Origin of the sequence: Dongia sp. (genome assembly GCF_041906375.1) — a bacterium.
In the GTDB taxonomy this organism is placed as follows: Bacteria; Pseudomonadota; Alphaproteobacteria; order Dongiales; family Dongiaceae; genus Dongia.
In genome coordinates, this window is sequence record NZ_JAYRJJ010000002.1 from 128,249 (window position 1) to 152,199 (window position 23,951).

The following is a 23,951-nucleotide window of genomic DNA, read 5'->3' on the forward strand; positions in this document are numbered from 1 at the left end:
GCCCGGCCTCTCAGGCCGCGGCCCGGCGGGCCTGCAGCATCTCGGTGATCTTCACCGCCTGGCCAAGGCGCTTGTCGATCTCGGCCATGGTCTTTGCGAGATCCGCGCTGTCGTCGCGGCGCCAGGCATGGAGGCCCGCGCCATAGATCGCCATCAAGCCCTGCACCCGCACGAGCCCTTTGAGGCCCGAAGCGCTCACCCCCGCCGTCTCCAGCATCAGGGCCATGGAACGACGCACCTGCTTGGCGAGGCACGCGGCTTCGAGCGGTGTCCGCGGCAATTCGTGAAGCAAAGTGAGATAGGCATCGCGATGCTGCTGCAGATGATCGAAGCGGCGCATGAGGAGATCGAACAGCCGGTCCCGGCCTGACCCGTCGAGCGGATCGTCCTTGAGTGAGTTGAGAATATCCTCATCCGTGGCACGGGCGAGGCCCAGCAGGATCGCCGCCTTGGTGGGATAGGTCGCATGCGCCGCGGCCATGTCGAGGCCCGCTTCTTCGGCGATCGCTGCCAGCGAGAGGTCGCACCAGCCCTGGGTGGCCATGAGCTGCAGCAGCGCTGCGCGCATTGCCGCCGCCGCATCGGCCGGATGCGCCTTGCTGCCCGCTGTCTGGCCGCCCGCTGTCTTGCTCCTGGCCGCCTTCTTCCGTTCTGCCGGTTTCTTCGCTGCGCCTGCTGCCTTGGCCATGCCTGCCTCCGAATTTCCGGGCTTTATACACCGATGATACGGACCCCAATGATACAGGCTGGGATGCAACGCCGACAAGCGAGCTGCGGTTCCCGGCGCCGCTCTCAATCGGGCAGGGCCACAGGCCCGATCTGATGATAGACGTCGCCGGGGCCCGGATTGTCCTTGTGCGTCTGGCCGCCGAAATGGGTCATGACGCCCCAGACCGCGTTGAGCGCCGTCTGCACCGCCCCCTCGACCCAGGCCGGAATCCAGGCGACATCGTCGCCCGCCAGGAAGATGCCGCGCTCGGCCGGCGGCATATCCTTCTGCATGAAATGACCGTACATGCGGTGGTTATAGCGGTAGTGACCCGGGAGTGCGCCCTTGAAGGCCCCGAGGAAATGCGGGTCCGCCTCCCACGAGACGGTGATCGGGTCGCCGATGATGTGCTGGGCGATGTCGACCTTCGGATAGATTTTGGCAAGGGCCGAGAGCGCCAGCTCCACGCGCCGCTCGACGGGTAGCGGCAGCATCTTCAAGGCGTCGGACATCCAGCTATAGGTAAGACAGATGACGCCCGGCTTGTCCGGCCCGTTGTCGAAGAGATAGGTGCCGCGCGTCAGCCGGTCGGTCAGCGTCATGCTCATCACGTCGCGCCCCGTCTCCGGATCCTTGTCCTTCCAGAACGGCCGGTCGACCATGACGAAAGTCTTCGAGGATTGCATGTAGCGCGTGCGGTCCAGCGCCATCCAGATTTTCTGCGAGAAGACGGATTCATCCGTGTCGATGCTGGTGGTGAGCAGCCAGCTCTGGCAGGTGGCGACCACAGCGGCGAAGGTCTTGGTGCGGCCCCAGCGGTCGACCACGTCGAAATTCTGGTCCGCCCGCCGTCTGATATGGGCGACACCCGGCAGCGGCGCGCCGCCATGGAGGCTGGAGAGCGAGGTGCCCTTGGGCCAATGCTGCAGGCGCGTGGGCTGGCGGCGCCAGATACCCTGCGGCACCTGCTCGACGCCACCCACGATGAAGCGCTGGTTGTCGTCGCATTCGGTGACGTTGACGCGCAGGATCTCCAGCATCGAATTGGGAAAGTCGGAATCCCAGCCGCCGGTGCCGAAACCCACCTGCCCGAACACTTCGCGGTGATGGAAGGAGAGCTTCGAGAACGCAGCACTGCGCGTCACGAAATCATAGAAAGTGCGTTCGTCCCATTCCCTGACCAGCGGATTCCAGATCGCCTTGATCGCCTTCACGTCGCGATTGCGGATGGCCTGCTGCAATGCTGCATATTGCGCATGTTCCTCGAGGGCCGCGTGATAGGCGTCGGCCACTTCGCGAAAGAGCTGCGGCAGATCCTCGATGGTGCGGGCGTAATAGGTCTGGCCTTCCAGATTGATCACCGTGCTGCCGGCGGCCGATGTCAGCGGATTTGGAAAGGGGCGGGAGTCCAGGCCCAGCCGGTCGACATAATGATAGAAAGCGGTCGAGGAGACCGGAAAGCGCATGCCGCCCAGTTCGGCGACGATCCCCTCCGGCGCTCCCTCAAAGGGCTGCGAGCGCAGGCGCCCGCCCAGCTGCGAAGCTTCGTAGACGACGGGCTTCAAGCCCAGCTTCATCAGTTCATAAGCAGCAACCAGGCCGGAGATGCCGGCACCGATGATGGCCACTTCCTGGCCGTGGCTTTCCGCCGGAATCTGCCCAAGCCCGGCCGGGTGCTTGATCCAATCGTCAAACGGGAAAGGGAAGTCCGGACCGAAGATGGTAACCGGTTTCTGGTCAGACAAATTGGCTTGGGCCATGGCGGCAGTGTTCCCCGAGAATGATGCTGAATATTGCGCCTCCGCTTAAGGCGCAATCTCGATGGAATCAACCTTGTTCGGATAGAAGGCAAGGTGCCCTGCGATCATTGCCACCGCCGGAAACGGTTGTTCGTAAGACCAGACCGCGTTCGCAGCATCGGCGCCCAGGCTGAAATACGCGGCGTCCCCTTTATAGGGACAATGAGTCTGGTGCGCGCTGCGCGTCAGCAGATCCATGCGCACATCTTCGCGCGGGATGTATTGTACAGGCGGATAGTTCGCCTCCCGGAGCGTCAGCGCGCGGTGGCTCTCGGCAATGACGATGCCCTCGCGCCGTACCACGACACGGCCGCCGGTCGGCGCGATGCTGATCAGATGGTCCGGACCCGGCTGCTTTGCTGGCTCGTTCATGGCAAGGATCCTCCGAAAGTGATCGCTTGGCTCACTCTATGAATGACCGCCACACCTGTCGAGTGCTAGCCTCGATCATTCGCCAGGAGAGGATCAGATGCTGAAATTCTACTACGCGCCGCAATCCTGCGCCCTTGCCAGCCATATCGCTCTCGAGGAAGCGGGCGCGGACTATGAGCCGGTTAAGGTCGATTTCACGCGCAATGAACAGCGCCAGGCGGACTATCTCCAGATCAATCCGAAAGGCCGCGTGCCGGCGCTGGCCACAGCGAACGGCATTCTCACCGAGACGCCGGCCATTCTCTTCTATATCGCCCAGACGCATCCGGCGGCAGGGCTGGCACCGCTCGACGATCCCTTCGCGCTCGGCCGCATCCAGGCGTTCAACAGCTATCTCTGTTCGACCGTGCATGTGGCGCACGCGCATCGCATGCGCGGCTATCGTTGGGCCGACGATCCCGTCGCCCTGGCCGACATGAAGCGCAAGGTACCGCAGAATGTCGCCGATTGCTTCGCCCTCATCGAGACCGAGATGTTCGCCGGGCCCTTCGTCATGGGCGAACGCTACTCGATCTGCGATCCCTATCTCTATACCCTGGCGACCTGGCTGGAGGGCGACGGCGTCGATCCCGCCCGCTTTCCAAAAATCCTGGCGCATCGCGAGCGAATGGCAGCGCGGCCGGCGGTGAGAGCCGTCGCCGCCGTCCAGGATTAAGGCTGCAGCCGACTTTATTCCCGAGTGCGACGCGGGACATCAGACCTTTTTTTTGGTTGCAACGCAAAGACGAGCTGATATCGGGGCTTGCAGGCGTTGCAGAAGGCGCGGCACTATTCACCAGAGCTTCCACCGCAGTGGAGACAGGCCGATTGTCCGACGCGAGCAGTGCATCATCGGATTCCCCATCTGGGACGGCAACGGACGATTCCCGTTTCCGTCACATCGTCGAAGCCTCACCCAGCGCCATGGTCATGATCAATCAGGCCGGCCGGATCGAGATGGTCAATCTGCAGGCCGAACGCGTCTTCGGCTATGCACGCGCTGAACTCATCGGCCAGCCGGTCGAAATCCTGCTGCCGCAGCGTTTCAGGCCGCAGCATCCGGCCTTGCGCCAATCCTATTTCGCGGCACCGCAATCGCGCCCCATGGGCATCGGCCGCGATCTCTTTGCCCGGCGCAAGGATGGCAGCGAGTTTCCCGTGGAAATCGGCCTCAACCCGATCCAAACCGAAGAGGGCACCATGGTGCTCTCTGCCATCGTCGACATTTCCGAACGCAAGCGCTCGGAAGAGCGCTTCCGCCTGGTGGTCGAAGCAGCACCCAATGCGATGGTCATGATCAATGCGCGCGGCGAGATCGAGATGGTCAATGCCCAGGCCGAGCGCGTATTCGGTTATGAGCGGTCCGAGCTCATCGGCCGGCCGGTCGAAATCCTGCTGCCGCAACGCCTGAGCGCCCAGCATCCCAAACTGCGCCAGGCCTATTTCGACGCGCCGCAATCGCGCCCCATGGGCATCGGCCGCGACCTTTACGGCCGGCGCAAGGATGGCAGCGAGTTTCCGGTGGAAATCGGCCTCAACCCGATCGAAACGGAGGACGGCACCATGGTGCTGTCAGCCATCGTCGATATTTCGGACCGCAAGCAGAAGGAACGCAGCATCGAGCAATCGCTCAAGGAAAAGGACGTGCTGCTGGGCGAAATCCATCACCGTGTGAAGAACAATCTGCAGATCGTGCATTCGCTGCTCGATCTGCAATCCTCGCAGATCGGCGATCCTGCCGTGCTCAATATGCTGCGGGACAGCCAGAACCGCATCCGCTCGATGGCCCTCATCCACCAGACGCTCTACCAGTCGCACGATTTCGCCAAGGTGGATCTTGCGACCTTCCTCGACAGCTTCGTACCCGTCCTTGTGTCCTCCTACGCGACCAATCCCAACCGTGTCTCGCTCGATGTCAGCGCCGACGGCATCGCCTTGCCGATCAACACGGCCATTCCTTGCGGCCTCATCATCAACGAACTTGTCTCAAATGCCCTCAAGCACGCCTTCCCCGATGAACAAGGCGGGCAGATTTCCCTTGAAATCAAGGCCGAGGAGGACGGTAATCTGGTCATGAGCGTCAGCGACGATGGTGTCGGCGTTCCACGGGATTTCGATGTCGCCACCGCCCCGACGCTCGGGCTCCAGCTGGTAACGATGCTGACCGATCAATTGAGAGGATCATTTGATATCCGGCACGCCGACCCGACGCGGTTCATCATTCGCTTTCCTCAGCCAGCGTGACGCGGGAGCTCCCATGAACGCACCCAGGATCATGGTGGTCGAAGATGAACGGATCGTCGCACTCAATCTGTGCCGGACCCTGAACCGTCTCGGCTACAACGCTTCCACGATCGTTTCCACCGGCGCCGATGCCCTGCGCACGATCAGCCAGGAAAAGCCCGACGTCGTCTTGATGGACATCCATATCGAAGGTGAGATCGACGGCATCGAGACGGCGGCGCGCATTCCCGCGGACATGATGCTGCCGGTCATCTATCTCACCGCCTATTCCGAGGATACGACACTCGACCGCGCGCGGCAGACCAAGCCCTATGGTTATCTGGTCAAACCCTTCTCCGAACGCGAACTGCATGCCACCATCACCATGGCGCTGCAGCGCCGCAACAGCGATGTCGCGGTGCGTGAGAGCGAGGAACGCCTGCGCCTCGCCCTTGCCGCGGCGGAACTCGGCTCCTGGGAGATCGAGCCCGAGACCGGGCGCATCTACTGCAAGGACTATGCCGGCTGGCTGTCCGACACCGAGCCGCGCCTCATCGCCGAGAGCTTCCGCGACTTCCTGCCGATGGTGCATGAAGGGGACCGCGATCTTGTAAACGAAGCTTTCGGCGTCGTCACCACGCGCGCCGAATTGTGCGAGGTCGAATTCCGCCGCGCCGATGCCGCCGGCAATATGCGCTGGTACCGTGTCATCGGCCGGACCTTCACCGGCGAGACGGAGCGGCGACGACGCCTGCTCGGCGTCGTGCGCGACATCACGGCCCTGAAGCTGGCGGAGGAAGAGCGGCGCCAGTCTGAACAGAATTACCGCGAGCTCATTTCGACCATCAACGGCATCGTCTGGGAAGCCGACATTCATCGCGACGTGCTGACCTATGTCAGCGACAGTGCCGAACGGGTGCTCGGCTATTCCGCGGCGGAATGGATGTCGATACCGATGTTCTGGGAACAGCACCTGCATCCCGATGACCGCGCTCAGGCGATTGCGCTGTACCAGCTGTCGACAGCGGCGGGCCAATCCTACGAATCGACCTATCGCATGATCGACAGCCGGGGCGAGGTGGTCTGGCTGCACGAGGTGGTCTCCACCATCGCCAAACACGGTCAGGCGGCCCTGGTGCGCGGCGTCATGGTCGACATCACCAACCTGAAACGGGCGGAGATGGAGGTCGAAACATCCAGCAAGCGCCTGATCGAGAGCGAAAAGCGCCTGGCCACGATCCTCGACACGGCGGCGGTCGGCATCGTGACCGTCGACGATCACATGCGCATCGTCTCCTTCAACCGCCAGGCCGAGCACATCTTCGGCTACACCGCCGAGGCGATGGTCGGCACGACCCTGGACCGGCTGGTGCCGATTCCCTCGATCTATCGCCATCAGGCGCATATGCGGGCGTTCATGAAAAGCGGTCCGACCAGCCGCGAAATGGGTGACTGGCGCGAAATCCGGGGACTTACCGCCGACGGCCGCACCATCCCGCTATCGGCGATCATTTCCCGGGTCGAGGTCGCCGGCAAGATCACCATGACCGCCATCATCCGCGACATGACCGAGGCGCAGCAGGCCGAGGACGAACTCCGGCGCCTGCTGGCCGATCGCGAACTGGCAGTCGAACGCGCCGAGGAGGCGAACCGGGCCAAGTCGAGCTTCCTTGCCGTCATGAGCCATGAATTGCGCACGCCTTTGAACGCCATCATCGGCTTCTCGGAACTGATGACGCGCGAACTGATCGGCCCGATCGGCAACGATACCTACCGCGCATATGTCGAGGATATCCTCCAAAGCGGCCAGCTCCTGCTCGATCATGTGAACGGCATCCTCGACCTGTCACGGATTGAATCCGGCAAGCATGACCTGCATATCGACCGCCTCACCCTGGCTGATGCCTGGATGCCGATCGCCAGCACCTTGAGCGCGATGGCGCTGGCAAAAGGCGTCGAGATCCGCCTGTTGGAGCCGGTCGACGCGCCGGCCTTCGCCGCCGACCAGAAATCGCTGTCGCAGATTCTGGTCAACCTCGTTTCCAACAGTATAAAGTTCACGCCTGGCGGCGGGCACGTCGAAATCGGCAGCACGGTGAGCGACCGCGGTGCTGCCCTATTCGTGCGCGATACCGGGCGCGGCATTCCGGCCGACCGGTTGACCGATGTGCTGAAGCCCTTCGTGCAGGTATCCGACGCGCTGGTGCGCGACACCGGCGGCGTCGGCTTAGGGCTGGCCATCTGCAAGTCGCTGGCCGAGGCGATGTCGGGCCGGATCGAGATCACCAGCCAGATCGGCCAGGGAACGACGGTTACCGTCTTCCTGCCGCGCTGGCAGCACTAGCCGGTTCCGCGCGCTCCAAGCTTCCGCAGCTCGTTGCCCTGCCGTTCAATGTTCCGAACGGGCGCGGCGCAGTTCGTGGCCGAGGCGGATTTTGGCGATGAGCGTGAAGAGTGGGCCGGTCGGGATCCAGCTCGGCTTCTCCTGTGCAAGCGCGTTCTTGATGAGCGGCGACGTCTCGCCGCTGGCATGTTCGGCCATCAGCTTGCCAAGCAGGGTCCCGCGCGCAAGGCCCGCGCCATTGTAGCAGCCGGCGGCAAAAACGCCCGGCGACAGCGCCTCGAAAACGAAGCTCCAATTGCGGCTGGCGCACATATGGCCCGACCAGGTGAATTCGATCGCGTCCTTTGGCAGGAACGGAAAGCGGTGACGAAGGCCCATCTCGTGCCATTCCCGGCGCTTGGCCAGCATCTTCTCGCTGATGCCGGCCGGTTCATATTCGGCTGTGTTGCGCATCAGGATGCGCCGGTCCGCCGTCAGGCGCACCGTGGCACCACCTTCGATCGGGCAAAGCATGCCCCAGGGCGCTGCCCGGCCCATCTCCTCTTCCTCGGCCGGCGCCAGCGGCCGCGTCAGGCTGGCGGTGAGTGAAATCGGGAAGACCCGGTCCTGCTTGATGCCAAGACGCGGCATGAAGGCGTTGAGGCCGATGATGACCCGCGCCGCCTGGATGCTGCCCTGCGCAAGCGTCACGGTGGCACCGCCGGTGCCGTTCGGTGTGATCGTCACCGCCTCGGTATTCTCATAGCATTCGATCTGCGGCGGCAGATTGTCGATCAGCCCCTTGGCAAAGCGTGCCGGTTGCAGCAGCGCATTTCCGGCGCCGATCCACAGGCCATGATTGTAGAAGGAGATGCCGAGCCGGCTTTTGAGCGCCGCGGCGTCCAGCACCTTCGCTTCGCCACCCAGATCGTTGAGGGCGCGGGCGCGTTCCTCCAGCGCCTTGAACTTGGCCCGCTCGCGCACCGCAAAGATATAGCCGTTCGGATCGTAATCGCAGGCGATGCCCAGATCCGTGACCAGCCGCTTCACCTCGGCCCCGGCCGCCTTGTGAATGGCCGCGTGCTCCAGGTAGTCGGCGCGCCCCTTGGCCGAATTGAGATCGCCCGGTCCCGGCATTTCCATGGCGACCGCGAAACCTGAATTACGCCCGCTCGCCCCCTGCCCCAACCGCTTGCGGTCGATGAGCATGATGCGATCCTGGGGGTGCAGTTCGGCCAGCCGCCTTGCTGCCGCAAGGCCGGTGAAGCCGCCGCCGATCACCAGCCAATCGGTCTTGTTGACGCCGGCCAATTGCGGAAAGGCCCGGTAATTCCCAGCCAGCGCCACCCAGCCGCTGCGGTCCGTCACGTTTGCTGGCGTCATGCTTTCACCTCCGCAACCCGGCCTTCGGTTACGCTGACCAGATCGGCCGGCGTCAGGCGAAAGACGGCATTGGGCGCGCCGGCGGCTGCCCAGATTTCAGGATATTGCGTGAGATCGGCATCGATCAGCACGGTGACGGGGCCGGTATGGCCGACGGGCGCCACCCCACCGATGGCAAAGCCGGTCTCGGCGCGCACGAAATCGGCATCCGCCTTGCCGATCTTCTCGCCGACCAGGATGCCGAGCTTCTTCTCGTCGACCCGGTTGATGCCCGAGGCGATCACCAGAACCGCCTTGTTGGATGCCGTCGCCCGGAACACCAGCGATTTGGCGATCTGTGCCTGCGTGCAGCCGATGGCGGCCGCGGCATCGGCTGCCGTCCGCGTCGAGGCGTCGAATTCCTTGATCTCGGCCGGAAGTCCCGCCGCGACCAGGGCCGCGCGAACGCGCCCGACGCTGCCGGATTCCGCGGCGCTCAATTGGCCAGTTCCCGCGAGCGGCGGGTGGCCGCGGCAATGGCGCGGTTCATCAAGGGCTGGATGCCGTCCTCGGCCATCAGCACATTGACGGCTTCGAGCGTCGTGCCCTTGGGGCTCATCACCGCCTGGCGCAGCGCGGTGGCGGATTCTGGGGATTGAAAGGCAAGCTCGCCCGACCCGCACACGGTCGAACGCGCCAGCCGCATGGCGAGCTCCGCCGGCAGGCCGTTGACGCGGCCGGCTTCCGCCAGCGCCTCGATCAGCAAAAAGACATAGGCCGGACCGCCGCCGGAAACAGCCGTCACCTGGTTGAGGAGGTCCTCGTCATCGACCCAGGCCACCTCGCCCACCGCCGACAGCAGCTGTCCGCACAGATCCAGGATACCTGCCGGCACCCGGGCATCGCGGCAGATCACCGTCATGCCGCGGCTGACCGCCGCCGGCGTGTTCGGCATCGAGCGCACGATCAGCGCGTTGTCGCCCAGCATCCGCTTGAAATAGGCGACCGTCTTGCCGGCCGCGATGGAAAGGAAGGTCGTATCCGGCCCGGCCATCTTTTTGTAATGGCCCAGCGCCTCGTCCATGAATTGCGGCTTGACCGCGAGAAGCACGATCGCGGGCTTGAGATCCTTGGGCAACTGATCCGGGCTGGAGAGGATATGGACGCCGGCGGCGGCGACGTCATCAAGCTCCTTGGGGGCAAGGTCGACGACAAAGACCTGCTGCGGGTCGACGCCCTGTTTCAGCCAGCCCCTGAGCAGCGCGCCGCCCATCTTGCCGCAGCCGACGAGCAGCAGCGCACCCGGAAGAATCAACTTGCCCATGTCATCCCCGCCCCTAGATGTCCGGGCGGTCGATGATTGTCAGGCCGTGCCCACCGTATCGAGCAGCGCCGCTTCGACCGCCTCCTGCGGTTTCTTACCGCCCCAGAGCAGGAATTGGAAGGCGGGGTAGAAGCGCTCGCATTCGTGGATCGCCGCTTCCATCAGATCCTCGAGCTGCTCGGCCGAAACGCCGGCCGTCCCGCGCAGCAGGATGGTATGGCGGAACATCGGCGCCGATTCCTCCGAGCACAGGTCGAAATGGCCGAGCCACAGGCGCTCGTTGATATGCGCCAGCAGTTCCGCGACACCGGCGCGCTTCCCCGCCGGGACCTTGGTGTCGAACAGGCAGGAGAAATAAAGTGCCCCGAGATCCTCCTGCCAGACGAAGAACATGCGGTATTCGCACCACTGGCCGGTGAACTCGACGATCATCTCCTCGTCGGTCGAACGGTCGTAGCGCCATTCATTGGCGTTGACCAATTCTTCCATCATGTCGAGGGGATTAGCGGTCGGGGCCAGGGTCGATTCGTGGTTCAACTGCATCGGAAGCGCCCTCCATGCGGTGGCTGCCGGCGAACCGGCCGCCTATGATCGACCAGACGTTTGCCTCACCGGAGCCGCCACTCATGGGGCGCGCGACCCCTAAGGCTTGATGGGGAATGGTTAATTCGCCACCACATTTAGAGTCGCAAATTTGCGGGTGCAGCGCAAGAGACATTTACGAAGTTTAATGCGCCTGTCTTATTCAGGCCGCCGAAAACCGCCGCTAATCGATTAGCTAATCGATTAGCTGGACCCTTTTTCAGCCAATCTGGCCTCGATTTCCTGCAGCCGGCGCTCGAGCTTGATCTGCTCCTCGCGGGCGGCCTGGGCCACGGCCTTGATGGTCTCGAATTCCTCGCGGCTGACCAGATTCATCCGGCCGAGGAGCCGTTCGAGCTGCTGCTGGACCTTGGCCTCGATCTCGGCCCGAAGGCCGGTGAGCGATCCCAGGGCCCCGGTTGCCACCTTGGCCATGTCATCGAGAATGCGGTTGTCGCTCTGCATCATGAAAGTCCCTAAGCTTGTGGCCCATTCCTTATGGCCTATATAACCGAGCCACGCCCCGCTGACGAGAGTAGAGAATGACGCCGGAAACCAGCTATTTCATCTTCCCGGAATTCGATCCGGTGGCCCTCGCCCTCGGGCCCATCGTCATCCGCTGGTATGCCCTGGCCTATATCTTCGGCATCCTCATCGGCTGGCGCTACATGCTCTACCTCGCCAAGAAGCCACCGGCGCTGGTGAAGCCCAACCATTGCGAGGACATGATCACCTGGGCGACGCTCGGCACCATCATCGGCGGGCGGCTCGGCCATGTGCTGCTGTGGGACCCCGGCTATTATTTCAGCCATCCCCTGGAAATCCTGATGGTCTGGAAAGGCGGCATGGCCTTCCATGGCGGGCTCATCGGCGTGATCGTCGCCATGATCATCTACAGCCGCCGGGCCAAGATCCCCTTCTTCGCCCTCGCCGACCTCGCCGCGGCGGCGACGCCGATCGGCCTCGGCCTGGGGCGGCTTGCCAATTTCATCAACGGCGAATTGGTGGGGCGCCCGACCGATGTCCCTTGGGCGGTGATCTTTCCCCATATCGACAATCTGCCGCGCCATCCCAGCCAGCTCTATGAGGCGCTGACAGAGGGTGTGCTCCTGTTCGTCATCCTTGCTGTCCTGGCGCACCAGCAGAAGATCCGCGAGCGCTTCGGCACGCTGTCGGGCGTCTTCCTCATCGGCTATGCCTTTGCGCGCATGCTTTCGGAAATGTTCCGCGAGCCCGAGACACTGACCGGCACGCTGGTCGAGACCACCTGGGGCCAGTGGCTCTCCGTCCCCATGCTGGTATATGGCCTCTATCTCGTCTGGCGCGGCCGTCGTCCCGTGACCGCCTGAGCCCGTCGATGCATCCGGCCGAGCGCAGCATCCGCCAACGCATCGCGCTTGAAGGACCGCTCACGGTCGCCGCGGTGATGGAGGAGGCGCTTGCGGGGCGCAACGGCTATTACCGCGACAATGACCCGCTGGGACCGGAGGGCGATTTCATCACCGCGCCCGAAATCAGCCAGATGTTCGGCGAGCTTATCGGCCTGTGGTGCGTCGACACCTGGCAGCGCCTGGGCGCGCCGGCAGAATTCCACCTGGTCGAAATGGGACCCGGCCGCGGCACATTGATGGCCGATGCCTTGCGTGCGGCGCGCGTGGCCCCCGGATTCCTCGCCGCCAAGCAACTGCACCTCGTCGAGATCAACGGGGTGCTGCGGCAGAAGCAGGCGGAAAAGCTGCAGGAGCATCGGCCGCTCTGGCACCAGAGCCTGGGCGGCGTCCCGGCGGGACGCATGATCCTCATCGCCAACGAGCTCTTCGATGCGCTGCCGATCCACCAGCTTGAGATGACATCGCAGGGCTGGCGCGAACGCGTGGTGGCGCTGCAGGACGGGGCGCTGCAGGACGGGGCGCTGCAATTCGGCCTTGCCGCCCCCGGTCCGGCGCTGGGCTTGCTGCGCCCGGCGCATGCCGAGGCGGTGCCCGGCATGATCGCCGAGGTGAGCCCGGCATCGGTCGCCTTGATGGATGCGATCGCGCGGCGCGTGCGCGATGACAATGGCGCCGCCCTCATCATCGATTACGGACCGGCGGAAAGCGGCCTGGGCGATTCCTTCCAGGCCCTGAAGAATCATCGCTATCACGCACCGCTTGAGGAGTTGGGGGCAGCCGACCTCACCGCCCATGTCGATTTCGGCGCCCTCAAAGCTGCCGCCGACGAGGCCGGGGCGCAGACTTTCGGCCCCGTCACCCAGGGCGATTTCCTGCGGGCGCTGGGCATCGAGCTCAGGGCCGACATGCTGGCCAAGAAATCGGACCTCGCCACCGTCGAAACCTTGCGCCGGCAGGTGCACCGCTTGATTGCGCCGGAACAAATGGGCAGGCTGTTCAAGGTCATCGGCATCGCCGGACCCGCGCTCGATACCGAGAAATTTGGAGGATTGGCCGGATTATGATCGTCACCGTGGATGCGCTGGACAGGCTGAAAGGCATTCGGCACGGCTTTCTCACCCGCCGCGGCGGCGTCAGCGACGGCATTTATGATTCGCTGAATTGTGGGCTAGGGACGACCGACGAACGCGCCCGCGTGTTCGAGAACCGCGCTCGCGCCATGAAGGCTGCGGGCCTCCTCGACGGGCCGCTCAACACCGCCTATCAGGTCCATTCGGCCAAGGTGCTGGTGGTGGAGACACCGCTCGACCAGTCGAACCGGCCGGAAGTCGACGGGCTCGTCACCAGGACCAAGGGCATCAATCTCGGCGTGCTCACGGCCGATTGCGGCCCGGTGCTCTTTGCCGATGCAGAAGCGGGCGTGATCGGTGCCGCCCATGCCGGCTGGAAAGGGGCACTCAGCGGCGTGCTGCAGGAGACCGTGCGCGTGATGGAAATATTGGGCGCAAGGCGCGAGAACATCGTCGCCGCCATCGGCCCCTGCATCGGACAGGACTCATATGAAGTCGGCACTGAGTTCCCGACGCCCTTCATCGAGCAGGACCGGGACAACGCCCGCTTCTTTGCCGCCAATGCCTGCCGCAAGTTCCAGTTCGACCTTGCCGGCTATTGCGCGGCCCAGCTTCAATCCCTCGGCCTCGCCGAGGTGGTGGTGAGCGGCCACGACACCTGCGCGCTGGAGGATGATTTCTTCAGCTACCGGCGCAAGACCAAGCGCGATGAACCGGATTACGGCCGGCAGGTATCAGTGATCGGCATCGTCTGACGGAGGGATGGCTATGTCTGGGGCGCATGAAGAGTACAAGCCGGGTCGGCGCATCATCCACACGAAGAGCAAACCCTTTGCACCCTATGACATGGAAGGGCCGGTGCAGCACGACATGTCGGTGATCGAGCTGTCCTATGACCGGACCGCCAAACAGGGCGCCTATCTCATCCGCATGGAACCGGGCGCCGAGACCATCGCCCATGAACACCCCTTCCGCGAGGAATTCATCATCCTGGAAGGCGAACTGATCGAGAGCGACGGCACGGTGCTGCACGTCGGCGATTTTGTGATGTACGAGCAGGGCACGGTCCACAACAGCCGCACCGAAAAAGGCTGCCTGCTGCTGGGGATCGATTGGAAAAGGCAGGGGTGAGGCGAGCTTGCCCGCTCTCTGTTCCATGCCTGCACTTGGAGGAGGCATTCACGAACCTCTGGCGGAACCCTAAGCGTTTGCGAGTACGTTCGTCGATGCCCCCGATTGCGCGGGCTATGGCGTGTTCGGAGACGTGGCCACGCTCAGGTCCTGGTTGTAGAGCGACAGCTCCATCAAACACAAGATCTGCACATTTCCAAGCAAGTGGAACCCAATCTCTTGTGCGCCCCTTCCATTTGAGCGACAATAAATCGGTATGGATTTTCGATGATGGATCGGTTATCAATAAAGGAACGTAGCGAGAACATGGCGCGAATCCGGGGCAAGGATACCGGCCCTGAGCTTCGCGTCCGCAAGCTGCTGCATGGTTTGGGTTACAGATTTCGACTGCATCGACGAGACCTGCCTGGAAGGCCCGATATCGTATTCCCGAGCCGCAACAAGGTCATCATGGTGCATGGCTGCTTTTGGCATCGGCATCCAGGTTGCAAGTATGCATACCATCCGAAGTCTCGTGTTGAATTCTGGACTCAAAAATTCGAAGCAAATGTTAATCGGGATCGCGAACAAGTGTCTGAGCTGATCCGGCGGGGATGGGGAACAATGATCGTTTGGGAATGTGAACTCTCCGACCTAAAAGATCTGGGAATGCGCCTAAGGGCTTTCCTCGACATGCCCAAGAACACTAACGAAGTGGCACAATGATGGCTTCGTCGTATGATTCCGCGGTATCTAAAAAAATTGAACGCATGGCAGCAACGCCAAAATATCGGCCGCGAGTTCTGGATATGTTTTCGGGCTGTGGCGGCCTGAGCCTGGGCTTCTGTTCGGCAGGGTTCGACATAGCTGCAGCGATGGAAATTGACGACCTTGCTGCCCTTTCGCATGCCGTCAATTTCTTCAAGGGATCTGATGAGGCAACAATTCGTCATCATGCTGCGCCACGAGATATAACCAAAATAGATCCAGAGGACCTAGTGCTCGACTTGGGTCTTGGAAAACCGAAAATGGCCTTTGACGTCATTATCGGGGGGCCACCTTGTCAAGCCTATGCGCGTGTAGGACGGGCGAAACTGCGCGAAATTGCCGAGCATCCTGAGGCATTCAAGGTTGATCCGCGTGCCAATCTGTATCTGCGCTATCTGCACTATATTGACCGCCTGAAACCTCTTGCTCTGCTGATGGAGAATGTGCCTGATATTCTCAATCACGGCGGGCATAACATCGTTGAAGAAATGGTCGAAAGCCTCAGTGATCTTGGCTATGACGCCAAATACTCTCTGATTAACAGCGCTCACCATGGCGTGCCGCAGATGCGCGATCGTGTCTTTATGATTGCCTTCCGGAAGGAACTCGGTGTTTCGATCAGATTCCCGAAAGCTTCAAACTGGTGCAAGTTACCTTCAGGTTATGAAGGCACTCGCTCGGTCGCACTGAAGCACATCGACATGTTCTCACGCGGTGCATATGTCGAGCCGGACTTAGGAAAACCTGATCTACCTCCTGCGATTACTGCAAGCCAGGCACTGTCAGATCTGCCCCCAATTACTCTTCATCGGGAAGGTAAGTTGAAACGGGGGGCGCGACGCTTCACAGACCTATCCAAGTATCGCGCGATTGCATGGGAACGCCTTTCTACCTATGCCCAACAGATGCGTTCCTGGCCGCAATTTGAGTCTAAGCAGGGAGTCTATGATCACGTTCTGCGTTTTCTTCCGCGAGATACTTTGATTTTTGAGCGCATGCAGTCCGGGGACGAGTACCCTGCGGCACACAAGGTTGCTACTGCTATCTTTGAAGAAGAAGCTGTAAAACAGGGCCTCCGATCTGGTAGCGCCAATTGGCAGAAACTGCATCGAGCGATGGTTCCGCCATATCCGGTAGACACATTTCCAAACCGTTGGTGGAAGCTTCGTGCAGACGGGCCATCAAGAACTCTGATGGCTCATATCGGAAAGGACACGTACTCTCATATTCACTATGACAGTGCTCAGGCACGAGTCATCTCCGTTCGCGAAGCGGCTAGGCTGCAGAGCTTTCCTGACGGATTTGTCTTTTCAGGCACCATGAACCCAGCCTTTCGTCAGATCGGCAATGCGGTTCCCCCGGTGATGGCTCAGAAGCTGGCCGTGGAAATCCTGAAGTCACTACGCAAAGCAACCTCTCAGACAAACAGAATGAAGGTCGCTGCAGAGTAGTTCAGGAATCTCCATCAGTGACCGCTACTGTGATAGCTGCTGCCCATACCAAGGCATCAACGTCGACAGTGAAGGCATCGGGCGTAACACCTCTCGGTAAAGCAGATAGCGCATCGAGAATTGACTTTGCCTGCTGGCGAACGTCACTTGACACTCGAAGTTTTGCGCCGCTCGGCCCCATTTCATAGATGCGATAGACGTGATATGGCTCTCCACTCTGCGCGGCCTCGACAACCTCGGCAGCCGAAAGATGAATTGGGCGCCCGAAAGGCCCCTCCGTGCTCTTCACATCAATCTTCAGCACCTGCCCTGAGAGTTCGGTGACTCTGAAGTCTAGCGGCCCTGTTGCATCAGCCTGCGAACTCCATATGAAGTCTGCAATCAATCCAGATGCCTTGCATTCGGCAAGATAGGCATTGACCGCGCCTTCTCCGTCGGCGCCTACCTGTTCGGCCTTTTGCTTTGCCTTGCGTAGGTCCGCCAGCGTAATTCGCCGCCGCCCTCGCCTGCTTTCGACAAGTTGGACCCCCTTAGCGCTTCCGGTAACTGCTTCCTCCAGAGCCTCCTCAAACGCAGGATCAGCGAGCAGCAAGCGCACCGGATGTGCTGACGGGGTTGCCGCTGCCGCGACCGCGTCGTCAAGCGCTTCGAGAGATATCGTCGCCATCGTGACTCTCCCACCGGGGATATGGTGACTCAACGCTGCGTGCAGGGCTGGTTCATCTGATGCAGCGATGAAAATCATATCAATCGCGTGGGGCGCACTTACGCCATGGAACGACATAACGACTAGGTCATTCGGCTGAAGAATGTCAAACCGCCCTGGCTCGCCGTCAGGGTTTCCGACAAACTCACCGTTGAGTCGCCAGTTCTTGTATGCAGCACCCGTGATCACTTTTCTTGTAACACGATAGGCTCCCAGCCCAGCTGGGCCGAACATCGTCAGAACCACCGGGACGTGGCCGCCCTGGCTATCGGCGACCGTGCGGACATCGGGATACAAGATATCAACGAACACATCCGCATTCAGGTTGATCGCCTTCTGATTACCGGCATTCCGGTTCTCATAGTGCCATCGGAAAAATGTGAGATCCGACGCCGACAATTGTTTGATAGCAATTTTCGCCATGTCACCCCCCCAATAGTCGCATAGGTATGCCAGTTTTATTTCCAAGGCAATCACATCATCCTCGAAGGCGAACTCATCGAGAGCGACGGCACCGTGCTGCGCGTCGGCGATTTTGTCATGTCCGAGCCGGGCACGGTCCACAACAGCCGCACTGAAAAAGGCTGCCTGCTGCTGGGGATCGATTGGAAAAGGCAGGGGTGAGCTTCGTCCTGACATAGAACGAGAGTGTCAGCCCCCCACCCAACCCTCCCCCCTGAAGGGGGGAGGTCGGGAGGGGGCCGCGCGTGATGGGTGCCCCTTACCCCCGCGACAGCAACAGCCGCAGACCTGCATAGCCGAAGCAGAGCGCCAGGGTGCCTTCGATCCAGCGGCGGGCCTTGGCATAGGCGCGGGCCATGGGGGCGGTGGAGAAGAGGACGGCGTAACCACCGAAGATCAGCACGCCCAAAGTGGCGCAGCCAGCGAGGATCGCCGGCAGGACGAAGCCTGCCGAATCCGGCTGCAGGCCCAGCGACATGACGGCGAGCCAGGACATGATCGCCTTCGGGTTGCTGAGATGCATGAAGAGGCCGCGCCGATAGAGAGCGGCGTTCGGCGCGTCGATCGCCGCCTTGGCGCGTCCACGCAGCGCCGCGCGGCCCGATTTGAAGGCGAGATAGAGCAGATAAAGTCCGCCGCAGATCTTGATGACGAGCAGGGCTTCGGCATAGGTCGCGAGCACGGCCGAGAGGCCGGTGGCGGCCAAGGCCGCCCAGCTGAGCGACCCGGTCATGACGCCGGCGGCAAGGGTCAGCGCCGGGCGGCGGCCATATTGCATGGCAACCGCCATGATCGTCATGTTGCTGGGGCCGGGGCTGGCGGTGCCGACGACATAGACGGCATAGACCATGAGGAGGTGATGCAGGATGTCCATCGGGGGGCTCCGGTTCGTCGGGACGAACGATGCTAGCGGCACCTCCATGACCGCCAAAGTCGAATCATGTCTGGAGACAATATGTGTGGGGTTTGACGTGGGCGGCAATTCTGGGATGATCGACAGGGAACGAGGGTGTTAAGCCCCCCGGCTGACCTCCCGCCTGAAGGTGGGAGGAACTTAGAGAGGACGCACAACACGCATGACCTCCAATTTCCTCTCTTACGTCGGCTGGACCGTCGGCACGCTGTTGCCGATCATCAACCCGATTTCGGCCGCGGGCATGCTGATCGGGATTACCGGGCAGCTCAACAACGAAGAGCGCAACCGGCAGATCACCATGGCCTGCATCTATATGACGGGCATTCTGCTGAGCTTCCTGCTGGCCGGCGTGCTGATCATGGATCTGTTCGGCATTTCGATTCCGGGCCTGCGCATCGCCGGCGGCATGATCGTGGCGTTCCTGGGGTTCCGCATGCTGTTCCCGCAGGAGAACGCGCTCGACACCGATTCCGATATCGAGGCGCGGCAGAAGGTCGACATCTCCTTCACGCCCCTGGCGATGCCGGGCCTGTCCGGTCCAGGGTCGATCGCGCTCGTGATCACCATGTCGACCACGGTGCAGCAATCGGGCGCGCTCTCCACGCCCATGACCTATCTGGTCATTTCGATCGGCATCGTCATCACCGCCATCATCATCTGGTTCTGCCTGCGGGCGGCGGGGCTTTTGAACCGCCTGCTCGGCGCCAACGGCATCGCCGCCGTCTCGCGCATCATGGGCTTCCTGATGGTCTGTATCGGCGTGCAATTCGCCATCAACGGTGTCCGCGACCTGCTGCACGATCCGGAGTTCTGGCCGGCGAGCTTTCCACCAGCGGCGAGCAGCACGCCGTAGCGCCCACCCCCCAACCTCCCCCCTGACGGGGGGAGGCGTGGATGGCATGTAGGTCAGGCCGAGCGGACGCCGTCGAGGAACTGCGTGACGGAGCTGCGCAAGGTGTCGGCCTGGCGCGAGAGGGTCGAGGCGGTGCCCAGAACCTGGGTCGAGGCAGCGCCGGTTTCGCCGGCGGCCTGGGTGACGCCGCCGATATTGGTGGAGACATCCTGGGTCCCTTGCGCCGCCTGCTGAACATTGCGGGCGATTTCCTGGGTGGCTGCCCCCTGTTCCTGCACGGCGGAGGCGATGGTGGTGGTGATCTCGCTCATCTGGCCGATGATGTTGGAGATGCCTTTGATGGCGCTGACCGCTTCATCCGTGCTGCTTTGCATGCCGGTGATCTGGGCGCTGATGTCATCGGTGGCCTTGGCCGTTTGCGTTGCGAGGTTCTTCACCTCGGACGCCACCACGGCAAAGCCCTTGCCGGCCTCGCCCGCGCGCGCCGCCTCGATGGTGGCGTTGAGGGCGAGGAGATTGGTCTGGCTGGCGATCTCGTTGATGAGGCCGACGACGGCGCCGATCTTCTGCGCCGCTTCGGCCAGAATGCGCACGGCGGCATCGGTGCGTTCGGCATCGGCCACCGCCTGACCGGCGATATGGGTCGATTGTTCGACCTGGCGGCTGATTTCGGCCACCGAGGCAGACAATTCATCGGCCGCGGCCGCGACGGTCTGCACATTGGCCGAGGCCTGTTCGGAGGCAGCGGCCACGGCAGTGGCCTGGCGGCTGGTTTCTTCCGCCGTCGAGGACATGCTCTGCGCGGTGGCCTGCAATTCCGTCGAGGCCGAGGTGAGTTGGGTCAGTTCGCTCGACATCGTGTCGTCGAAATTCTTGATCAGTCCGTCGATAACCGCCTGGCGGCGTTCCTTGGCGCGCTGTTCCTCGGCCTGTTGGGCACGCATCTCCTCGGCAGCCAGTGCCGTGTCCTTGAAGACCTGGAGCGCGCGGGCGATATCGCCGATTTCGTCGCCGCGCGCGCCGCCGGTGATGTCGATGGTGAGACCGCCCTGCGACAGGCGGTTGAGATTCTCGATCGAGCCGCTAAGCGGCTTGCTGATGCCGATGGTGGCCAGCAGGTAGCCGAAGGCAAGGCCGCCGACGACACCGGCAACCGACACCACGATCATCAGCGTCTGGGCGAAGGCCGCGTCGGCCGCCGCCTGGGCGGAAACCTCGTCGCCCTGCTTGTTGACGAAGTCGGAATAGGCGCGGACGGTCTTTTGCAGCGCGTCCGCCTTGGGTCGGCTTTTCAACACGGCATCGAGTAATTGCTGCTGCGCGCCGCCCAGCTGAACGCTGGCGCCGACCTGCTTGGCCAGGGCAAAGGTATTTTCCAGTTCGGCATTGTAGTCGGCATAGCTCTGCGCGACCTCGTCCAGGAGCTTGTTGCGGATTTCGCCGGCGGTGCTGCGCAATTGCGCGAGGCGTTCCTCGAACAGCTTGCGGTCTTCGCCCAGGCGCTGCAGGCGCGCCTCCATGCCCTGCACGGAGGGGTCAAGCGCCAGGAAATATTCGGTACGGTTGAGGCCGATGACGTTCTGGTTGAGCCTGGCGCTGGTGACGCCTTCGATTCCGCTGACGGTGACCTTGCCGAGATCGGTGGCGGCACTCCTGAGATAGATGACGCCGACGCCGGCCACCGTGCCGATGATCACGGCCATGACGCCGACCAGCAGGATCAGTTTCGAGCGGATCTTCCAATTGCTGAGATTCATGGTGACGGCGCCTCCAGGATCGCCGATGGCCCGCATGCGTCGGGCCGACTGTGGATGGGTGTGGTTGTCAGCTGATTGCTTATTGGGGATTGCGGGGTCGCTAGGATTTGCCGGCAGCGATTGCCGCGGTCCCGCTATCGGGTGGATCTTCTTCTTTGGCCCGCGCCAGGACATCCGCCTGCAGGACATTGAGCGCCAGCGCGACGTCGCGCCCGATCGCTTCGAGCTGGAAGAGATAGGGCGGCAGGTAGGCGCCGGTGCGGGCCGCTTCCCTGACATCGATGATGGCCCGGCGATAGGCCGTGGTCAGATCCGAGAGCGCGGCCGATTGCTGCCGTTCGGCAAAGCCCAGCAGATCGCCGACCAGCCGGTCCGCGGCATCGGCCAAGGCCTCGCTGCGTCCGGCGAGGACCTCGTATCGCCGCAATTTGAATCGCGTGTGCATCTCACCCCCAGGGCATTCACCGCGGCGCTGATAACGCTTTGGGAACAAAGTCGGTGCATAAGAAAGTCGTCCTGTTCCGTTAACGATTTATTGATTGAGGCGGCCCCTTGCCAGCGCACGGATCGATTGTTCCCGCAGCGTCAAATTTTGCTTCGCGCCAAGACAAACAGTGGCGCGGCACCTGCCCGAGAATGACGGATGCAGGATTGCGGTCTCATGCGGGTGGGGAAGTTGGCTGCGCCATGCCGGGCAAATCAGGATGCAGGGAACAGCGGTGCGCCGGCTGCGCGCACGCGCGGCACCCAAATGCGTGCGTCGCGGGCGCGCGCCCGGCCGCGGCGGGGCCGGCCTGATGCCGCTGCCGCAGGAAAAAGGGCATCGCTCGCTGTCGCTTTCGACCGACGATGTGCCGGCCGAGGAAAGGCGCGCCTATTGGGAGGCCTGCGTCGCGCGCTTCCATCTGGCAACGCGCATCGATCCGATGGAGGGAATACCCTTCCGGGCTTCGGTCGAGGCCAATAGCCTCCATGACGTGACGTTGGCGCGTAGTTCGACAACCGCGCAGCGCGGCCGCCGCGCCGCGCTGGGTCCCGGCGCGGCCGAGGAGGAACGCTGCCTGCTGCTGATCAATCTGGCGGGCACCATCCACCTCCGGCATGCCGAACGCGAGGTGACGCTGGGGCGCCATGACATGATCGTCATCGATTCACGCCTGCCGTCGGAATACAGCATGCCCGAAGGGGCCACGACCTTGTCGCTCAACATGCCGCGCCAGGCCCTGGTCGAACGCCTGCCGGGCCACGCCGATTTCGCGGCCGCCAAATTGCCGGCGGACCGGCCGATGCAGCCGATGACCATCGGCTTCTTCAGCAATCTCTTCGAGACCTTCGGCAGGAAGGCGGCCGAGCTGCGCAGCGCCACCTCCCTGCGCCTCGCCGGCCATGCCATCGATCACCTCGGCATCGCGCTGGGCGACATGCTGGAAACACCGGCGCCGGCATCACCCTACCGGGCGGCACTGCTCGGCCGGATCAAGGATTTCGTCGAGGCGCAACTCCATGAACCGCTGCTCGGCGTGCAAATGGTCGCCGCCAAATACCGCATCAGCGCGCGCTATATCGCCATGCTGTTCCGTGAAGAGGGCACGACCTTCAGCGATTTCATGCGGCAGCGACGCCTGGAGCGGGCGCGGCGGCAATTGGAGGCACTGGACGCCACGGCGCGGCAGATCGGCGAGATCGCCCTTGCCGTGGGCTTTGTGAGCCAGGCGCATTTCAGCCGCCTGTTCCGCGAGGCCTACCAGACGACGCCGCGGCAATATCGCAGCGCCTTTGACCACCGGCTCGCCCTACCGCGCGACCAAAAGGGCTTGACCGGCGGCGAGAGCGAAGCCTGCTGAGGGCTTCAGGTCCTGGTGATCGACACGCCGCCATCGACCAGCGAGGCGGTGCCGGTGACGAAGCTCGAATCATCCGAAGCGAGATAGAGCACCGAGCGGGCGAGTTCCTCGGGCCGCGCCGCGCGCTTCAAGGCATGGAGCCCGGTGATGAAGCTCTGTGACTCAGCCGTGTTGTTCATGCCGCGATACATCGGCGTGTCGACGGCACCGGGGAGGATGGCGTTGACACGGATATTCTCCGGCCCATGCTCGGCGGCCAGTACCTGGGTGAGGCCGATGAGGCCCGACTTGCTGGCGGCATAGGCGGCGGTGCCGGGGAAGCCCACGGTGTGGCCGACAAAGGTCGAGGTGAAGATGATCGAGCCGCCGCCGCGCTTGCGCATCGCCGGAATCTGATGCTTGGCGCCGAGGAAGCCGGAGGTGAGATTGATGGCGAGCGTCTCGGCAAAGCCCTGTTCGGTCACATCCACGACCGAGCCCATGGCACCCAGGGTCCCGGCATTGTTGAAGGCGATGTCGAGGCCGCCATAGGTCGTCTCGGCCAGGGCCACCAGGGCCTTGGCGTAATCTTCGGAGACGACGTCGCCGGCCAGCGCCACCGCAGCACCGCCCGCCGCCTTGATCTCGGCGGCCAGGCTGTCGAGCTCGGCCTGGCGGCGCGCGCCGACAACGAGCTTGGCACCTTCGGCGGCAAACAATTTGGCGGTTTCCCGGCCGATGCCGGAGCTGGCACCCGTCACGATCGCCACTTTTCCATTCAAACGACCCATCACGCACCTGCCTGTTTGTTTTAAAGGGCCGAACCCGTCGTCCGGCCGATGAGAGGAAGGTAGGGCGTCACCGACCTTGAATAAAGGCAGTGAAAATGATCATATCATTCAGTTTTTATG

At 62.7% G+C, this 23,951-nt stretch carries 24 protein-coding genes; 11 read left to right on the forward strand and 13 right to left on the reverse strand.

Annotated elements, in window-relative coordinates:
- Positions 1-10 precede the first annotated feature (10 nt).
- From ACE3OA_RS07210 to ACE3OA_RS07220, 3 genes are all read right to left on the reverse strand, one after another.
- Positions 11-688 (reverse strand): TetR family transcriptional regulator, encoded by a 678-nt coding sequence (locus ACE3OA_RS07210; protein WP_374309454.1) that lies wholly within the window; start codon positions 686-688, stop codon positions 11-13.
- 104 nt (positions 689-792) lie between these two features.
- Positions 793-2,469: a flavin monoamine oxidase family protein gene (locus ACE3OA_RS07215; protein WP_374309456.1), complete on the reverse strand. Its 1,677-nt coding sequence runs from the start codon at positions 2,467-2,469 to the stop codon at positions 793-795.
- Positions 2,470-2,514: 45 nt separating this feature from the next.
- Positions 2,515-2,880 (reverse strand): DUF427 domain-containing protein, encoded by a 366-nt coding sequence (locus ACE3OA_RS07220; RefSeq protein ID WP_374309458.1) that lies wholly within the window; start codon positions 2,878-2,880, stop codon positions 2,515-2,517.
- A gap of 97 nt (positions 2,881-2,977) precedes the next feature.
- On the opposite strand from ACE3OA_RS07220, the gene ACE3OA_RS07225 reads away from it, so the two are divergent.
- The 3 genes from ACE3OA_RS07225 to ACE3OA_RS07235 all read left to right on the forward strand — a co-directional run bounded on the left by ACE3OA_RS07225 (position 2,978) and on the right by ACE3OA_RS07235 (position 7,486).
- Complete coding sequence (locus ACE3OA_RS07225; protein WP_374309461.1) at positions 2,978-3,595, forward strand: glutathione S-transferase family protein; 618 nt, start codon at positions 2,978-2,980, stop codon at positions 3,593-3,595.
- A 152-nt stretch (positions 3,596-3,747) separates the two neighbouring features.
- Positions 3,748-5,163, forward strand: coding sequence for a PAS domain S-box protein (locus tag ACE3OA_RS07230; protein ID WP_374309464.1), 1,416 nt, complete (start codon positions 3,748-3,750; stop codon positions 5,161-5,163).
- A 13-nt stretch (positions 5,164-5,176) separates the two neighbouring features.
- Positions 5,177-7,486: a PAS domain S-box protein gene (locus ACE3OA_RS07235; protein ID WP_374309466.1), complete on the forward strand. Its 2,310-nt coding sequence runs from the start codon at positions 5,177-5,179 to the stop codon at positions 7,484-7,486.
- A 45-nt stretch (positions 7,487-7,531) separates the two neighbouring features.
- Here ACE3OA_RS07235 and ACE3OA_RS07240 read toward each other — a convergent pair whose 3' ends face one another.
- The 5 genes from ACE3OA_RS07240 to ACE3OA_RS07260 all read right to left on the reverse strand — a co-directional run bounded on the left by ACE3OA_RS07240 (position 7,532) and on the right by ACE3OA_RS07260 (position 11,201).
- A complete protein-coding gene (locus ACE3OA_RS07240; protein WP_374309468.1) occupies positions 7,532-8,848 on the reverse strand; it encodes an NAD(P)/FAD-dependent oxidoreductase in 1,317 nt (438 codons plus the stop codon).
- Entirely contained in the window at positions 8,845-9,327 is a 483-nt protein-coding gene (locus ACE3OA_RS07245) for a YbaK/EbsC family protein (RefSeq protein WP_374309470.1), read from the reverse strand. Before ACE3OA_RS07245 ends, ACE3OA_RS07240 begins: the two co-directional genes overlap by 4 nt.
- A complete protein-coding gene (proC, locus tag ACE3OA_RS07250) occupies positions 9,324-10,151 on the reverse strand; it encodes a pyrroline-5-carboxylate reductase (RefSeq protein WP_374309472.1) in 828 nt (275 codons plus the stop codon). The genes ACE3OA_RS07245 and proC overlap by 4 nt, the downstream gene beginning before the upstream one ends.
- Before the next feature lie 39 nt (positions 10,152-10,190).
- Positions 10,191-10,694, reverse strand: coding sequence for a YbjN domain-containing protein (locus ACE3OA_RS07255; RefSeq protein ID WP_374309474.1), 504 nt, complete (start codon positions 10,692-10,694; stop codon positions 10,191-10,193).
- A 243-nt stretch (positions 10,695-10,937) separates the two neighbouring features.
- The gene (locus ACE3OA_RS07260) at positions 10,938-11,201 is read right to left on the reverse strand and encodes an accessory factor UbiK family protein (RefSeq protein ID WP_374309476.1); all 264 of its coding nucleotides are present in this window, start codon (positions 11,199-11,201) and stop codon (positions 10,938-10,940) included.
- A gap of 74 nt (positions 11,202-11,275) precedes the next feature.
- On the opposite strand from ACE3OA_RS07260, the gene lgt reads away from it, so the two are divergent.
- The 6 genes from lgt to ACE3OA_RS07290 all read left to right on the forward strand — a co-directional run bounded on the left by lgt (position 11,276) and on the right by ACE3OA_RS07290 (position 16,523).
- Entirely contained in the window at positions 11,276-12,082 is an 807-nt protein-coding gene (gene lgt / locus ACE3OA_RS07265) for a prolipoprotein diacylglyceryl transferase (protein WP_374309478.1), read from the forward strand.
- An 8-nt stretch (positions 12,083-12,090) separates the two neighbouring features.
- Positions 12,091-13,188: a class I SAM-dependent methyltransferase gene (locus ACE3OA_RS07270; protein ID WP_374309480.1), complete on the forward strand. Its 1,098-nt coding sequence runs from the start codon at positions 12,091-12,093 to the stop codon at positions 13,186-13,188.
- Positions 13,185-13,949: a peptidoglycan editing factor PgeF gene (gene pgeF, locus ACE3OA_RS07275; protein WP_374309482.1), complete on the forward strand. Its 765-nt coding sequence runs from the start codon at positions 13,185-13,187 to the stop codon at positions 13,947-13,949. Before ACE3OA_RS07270 ends, pgeF begins: the two co-directional genes overlap by 4 nt.
- 13 nt (positions 13,950-13,962) lie before the next feature.
- A complete protein-coding gene (locus ACE3OA_RS07280) occupies positions 13,963-14,325 on the forward strand; it encodes a cupin domain-containing protein (RefSeq protein ID WP_374309484.1) in 363 nt (120 codons plus the stop codon).
- 267 nt (positions 14,326-14,592) lie between these two features.
- Entirely contained in the window at positions 14,593-15,030 is a 438-nt protein-coding gene (locus ACE3OA_RS07285) for a very short patch repair endonuclease (protein WP_374309486.1), read from the forward strand.
- Positions 15,027-16,523, forward strand: a complete 1,497-nt coding sequence (locus ACE3OA_RS07290; protein WP_374309488.1) for a DNA cytosine methyltransferase — start codon at positions 15,027-15,029, stop codon at positions 16,521-16,523. The genes ACE3OA_RS07285 and ACE3OA_RS07290 overlap by 4 nt, the downstream gene beginning before the upstream one ends.
- Position 16,524: 1 nt before the next feature.
- Here the strand turns inward: ACE3OA_RS07290 and ACE3OA_RS07295 are convergent, their stop codons facing one another.
- Together ACE3OA_RS07295 and ACE3OA_RS07300 are read right to left on the reverse strand one after the other, a co-directional pair.
- Positions 16,525-17,868: a protein NO VEIN domain-containing protein gene (locus tag ACE3OA_RS07295; RefSeq protein WP_374309490.1), complete on the reverse strand. Its 1,344-nt coding sequence runs from the start codon at positions 17,866-17,868 to the stop codon at positions 16,525-16,527.
- An 82-nt stretch (positions 17,869-17,950) separates the two neighbouring features.
- A complete protein-coding gene (locus tag ACE3OA_RS07300; protein WP_374309492.1) occupies positions 17,951-18,565 on the reverse strand; it encodes a LysE family translocator in 615 nt (204 codons plus the stop codon).
- A gap of 202 nt (positions 18,566-18,767) precedes the next feature.
- Between ACE3OA_RS07300 and ACE3OA_RS07305 the strand changes: the two genes are divergently transcribed.
- A complete protein-coding gene (locus ACE3OA_RS07305; protein ID WP_374309494.1) occupies positions 18,768-19,460 on the forward strand; it encodes a MarC family NAAT transporter in 693 nt (230 codons plus the stop codon).
- 53 nt (positions 19,461-19,513) lie between these two features.
- Here ACE3OA_RS07305 and ACE3OA_RS07310 read toward each other — a convergent pair whose 3' ends face one another.
- Together ACE3OA_RS07310 and ACE3OA_RS07315 are read right to left on the reverse strand one after the other, a co-directional pair.
- The gene (locus ACE3OA_RS07310) at positions 19,514-21,217 is read right to left on the reverse strand and encodes a methyl-accepting chemotaxis protein (protein ID WP_374309496.1); all 1,704 of its coding nucleotides are present in this window, start codon (positions 21,215-21,217) and stop codon (positions 19,514-19,516) included.
- A 100-nt stretch (positions 21,218-21,317) separates the two neighbouring features.
- On the reverse strand, positions 21,318-21,662 hold the full coding sequence (locus tag ACE3OA_RS07315) for a hypothetical protein (RefSeq protein ID WP_374309498.1): 345 nt from the start codon (positions 21,660-21,662) through the stop codon (positions 21,318-21,320).
- Positions 21,663-21,921: 259 nt separating this feature from the next.
- Between ACE3OA_RS07315 and ACE3OA_RS07320 the strand changes: the two genes are divergently transcribed.
- Complete coding sequence (locus tag ACE3OA_RS07320; protein ID WP_374309500.1) at positions 21,922-23,061, forward strand: helix-turn-helix domain-containing protein; 1,140 nt, start codon at positions 21,922-21,924, stop codon at positions 23,059-23,061.
- Between the two features lie 5 nt (positions 23,062-23,066).
- Here the strand turns inward: ACE3OA_RS07320 and ACE3OA_RS07325 are convergent, their stop codons facing one another.
- Positions 23,067-23,831, reverse strand: coding sequence for an SDR family oxidoreductase (locus ACE3OA_RS07325; protein ID WP_374309502.1), 765 nt, complete (start codon positions 23,829-23,831; stop codon positions 23,067-23,069).
- Positions 23,832-23,951: the final 120 nt, after the last annotated feature.

What these genes read in the sequence shown, in the direction of transcription:
- ACE3OA_RS07210 (WP_374309454.1), bottom strand. Translation starts at nt 688, where the DNA reads ATGGCCAAGGCAGCAGGCGCAGCGAAGAAACCGGCAGAACGGAAGAAG.
- ACE3OA_RS07280 (WP_374309484.1), top strand. Translation starts at nt 13,963, where the DNA reads ATGTCTGGGGCGCATGAAGAGTACAAGCCGGGTCGGCGCATCATCCAC.
- ACE3OA_RS07270 (WP_374309480.1), top strand. Translation starts at nt 12,091, where the DNA reads ATGCATCCGGCCGAGCGCAGCATCCGCCAACGCATCGCGCTTGAAGGA.
- ACE3OA_RS07260 (WP_374309476.1), bottom strand. Translation starts at nt 11,201, where the DNA reads ATGATGCAGAGCGACAACCGCATTCTCGATGACATGGCCAAGGTGGCA.
- ACE3OA_RS07255 (WP_374309474.1), bottom strand. Translation starts at nt 10,694, where the DNA reads ATGCAGTTGAACCACGAATCGACCCTGGCCCCGACCGCTAATCCCCTC.
- ACE3OA_RS07240 (WP_374309468.1), bottom strand. Translation starts at nt 8,848, where the DNA reads ATGACGCCAGCAAACGTGACGGACCGCAGCGGCTGGGTGGCGCTGGCT.
- ACE3OA_RS07225 (WP_374309461.1), top strand. Translation starts at nt 2,978, where the DNA reads ATGCTGAAATTCTACTACGCGCCGCAATCCTGCGCCCTTGCCAGCCAT.
- ACE3OA_RS07315 (WP_374309498.1), bottom strand. Translation starts at nt 21,662, where the DNA reads ATGCACACGCGATTCAAATTGCGGCGATACGAGGTCCTCGCCGGACGC.
- ACE3OA_RS07215 (WP_374309456.1), bottom strand. Translation starts at nt 2,469, where the DNA reads ATGGCCCAAGCCAATTTGTCTGACCAGAAACCGGTTACCATCTTCGGT.
- ACE3OA_RS07220 (WP_374309458.1), bottom strand. Translation starts at nt 2,880, where the DNA reads ATGAACGAGCCAGCAAAGCAGCCGGGTCCGGACCATCTGATCAGCATC.
- ACE3OA_RS07325 (WP_374309502.1), bottom strand. Translation starts at nt 23,831, where the DNA reads ATGGGTCGTTTGAATGGAAAAGTGGCGATCGTGACGGGTGCCAGCTCC.
- ACE3OA_RS07300 (WP_374309492.1), bottom strand. Translation starts at nt 18,565, where the DNA reads ATGGACATCCTGCATCACCTCCTCATGGTCTATGCCGTCTATGTCGTC.
- ACE3OA_RS07290 (WP_374309488.1), top strand. Translation starts at nt 15,027, where the DNA reads ATGATGGCTTCGTCGTATGATTCCGCGGTATCTAAAAAAATTGAACGC.
- ACE3OA_RS07305 (WP_374309494.1), top strand. Translation starts at nt 18,768, where the DNA reads ATGACCTCCAATTTCCTCTCTTACGTCGGCTGGACCGTCGGCACGCTG.
- pgeF (WP_374309482.1), top strand. Translation starts at nt 13,185, where the DNA reads ATGATCGTCACCGTGGATGCGCTGGACAGGCTGAAAGGCATTCGGCAC.
- ACE3OA_RS07320 (WP_374309500.1), top strand. Translation starts at nt 21,922, where the DNA reads ATGCAGGGAACAGCGGTGCGCCGGCTGCGCGCACGCGCGGCACCCAAA.
- ACE3OA_RS07310 (WP_374309496.1), bottom strand. Translation starts at nt 21,217, where the DNA reads ATGAATCTCAGCAATTGGAAGATCCGCTCGAAACTGATCCTGCTGGTC.
- ACE3OA_RS07235 (WP_374309466.1), top strand. Translation starts at nt 5,177, where the DNA reads ATGAACGCACCCAGGATCATGGTGGTCGAAGATGAACGGATCGTCGCA.
- ACE3OA_RS07285 (WP_374309486.1), top strand. Translation starts at nt 14,593, where the DNA reads ATGATGGATCGGTTATCAATAAAGGAACGTAGCGAGAACATGGCGCGA.
- proC (WP_374309472.1), bottom strand. Translation starts at nt 10,151, where the DNA reads ATGGGCAAGTTGATTCTTCCGGGTGCGCTGCTGCTCGTCGGCTGCGGC.
- lgt (WP_374309478.1), top strand. Translation starts at nt 11,276, where the DNA reads ATGACGCCGGAAACCAGCTATTTCATCTTCCCGGAATTCGATCCGGTG.
- ACE3OA_RS07295 (WP_374309490.1), bottom strand. Translation starts at nt 17,868, where the DNA reads ATGTCAGGACGAAGCTCACCCCTGCCTTTTCCAATCGATCCCCAGCAG.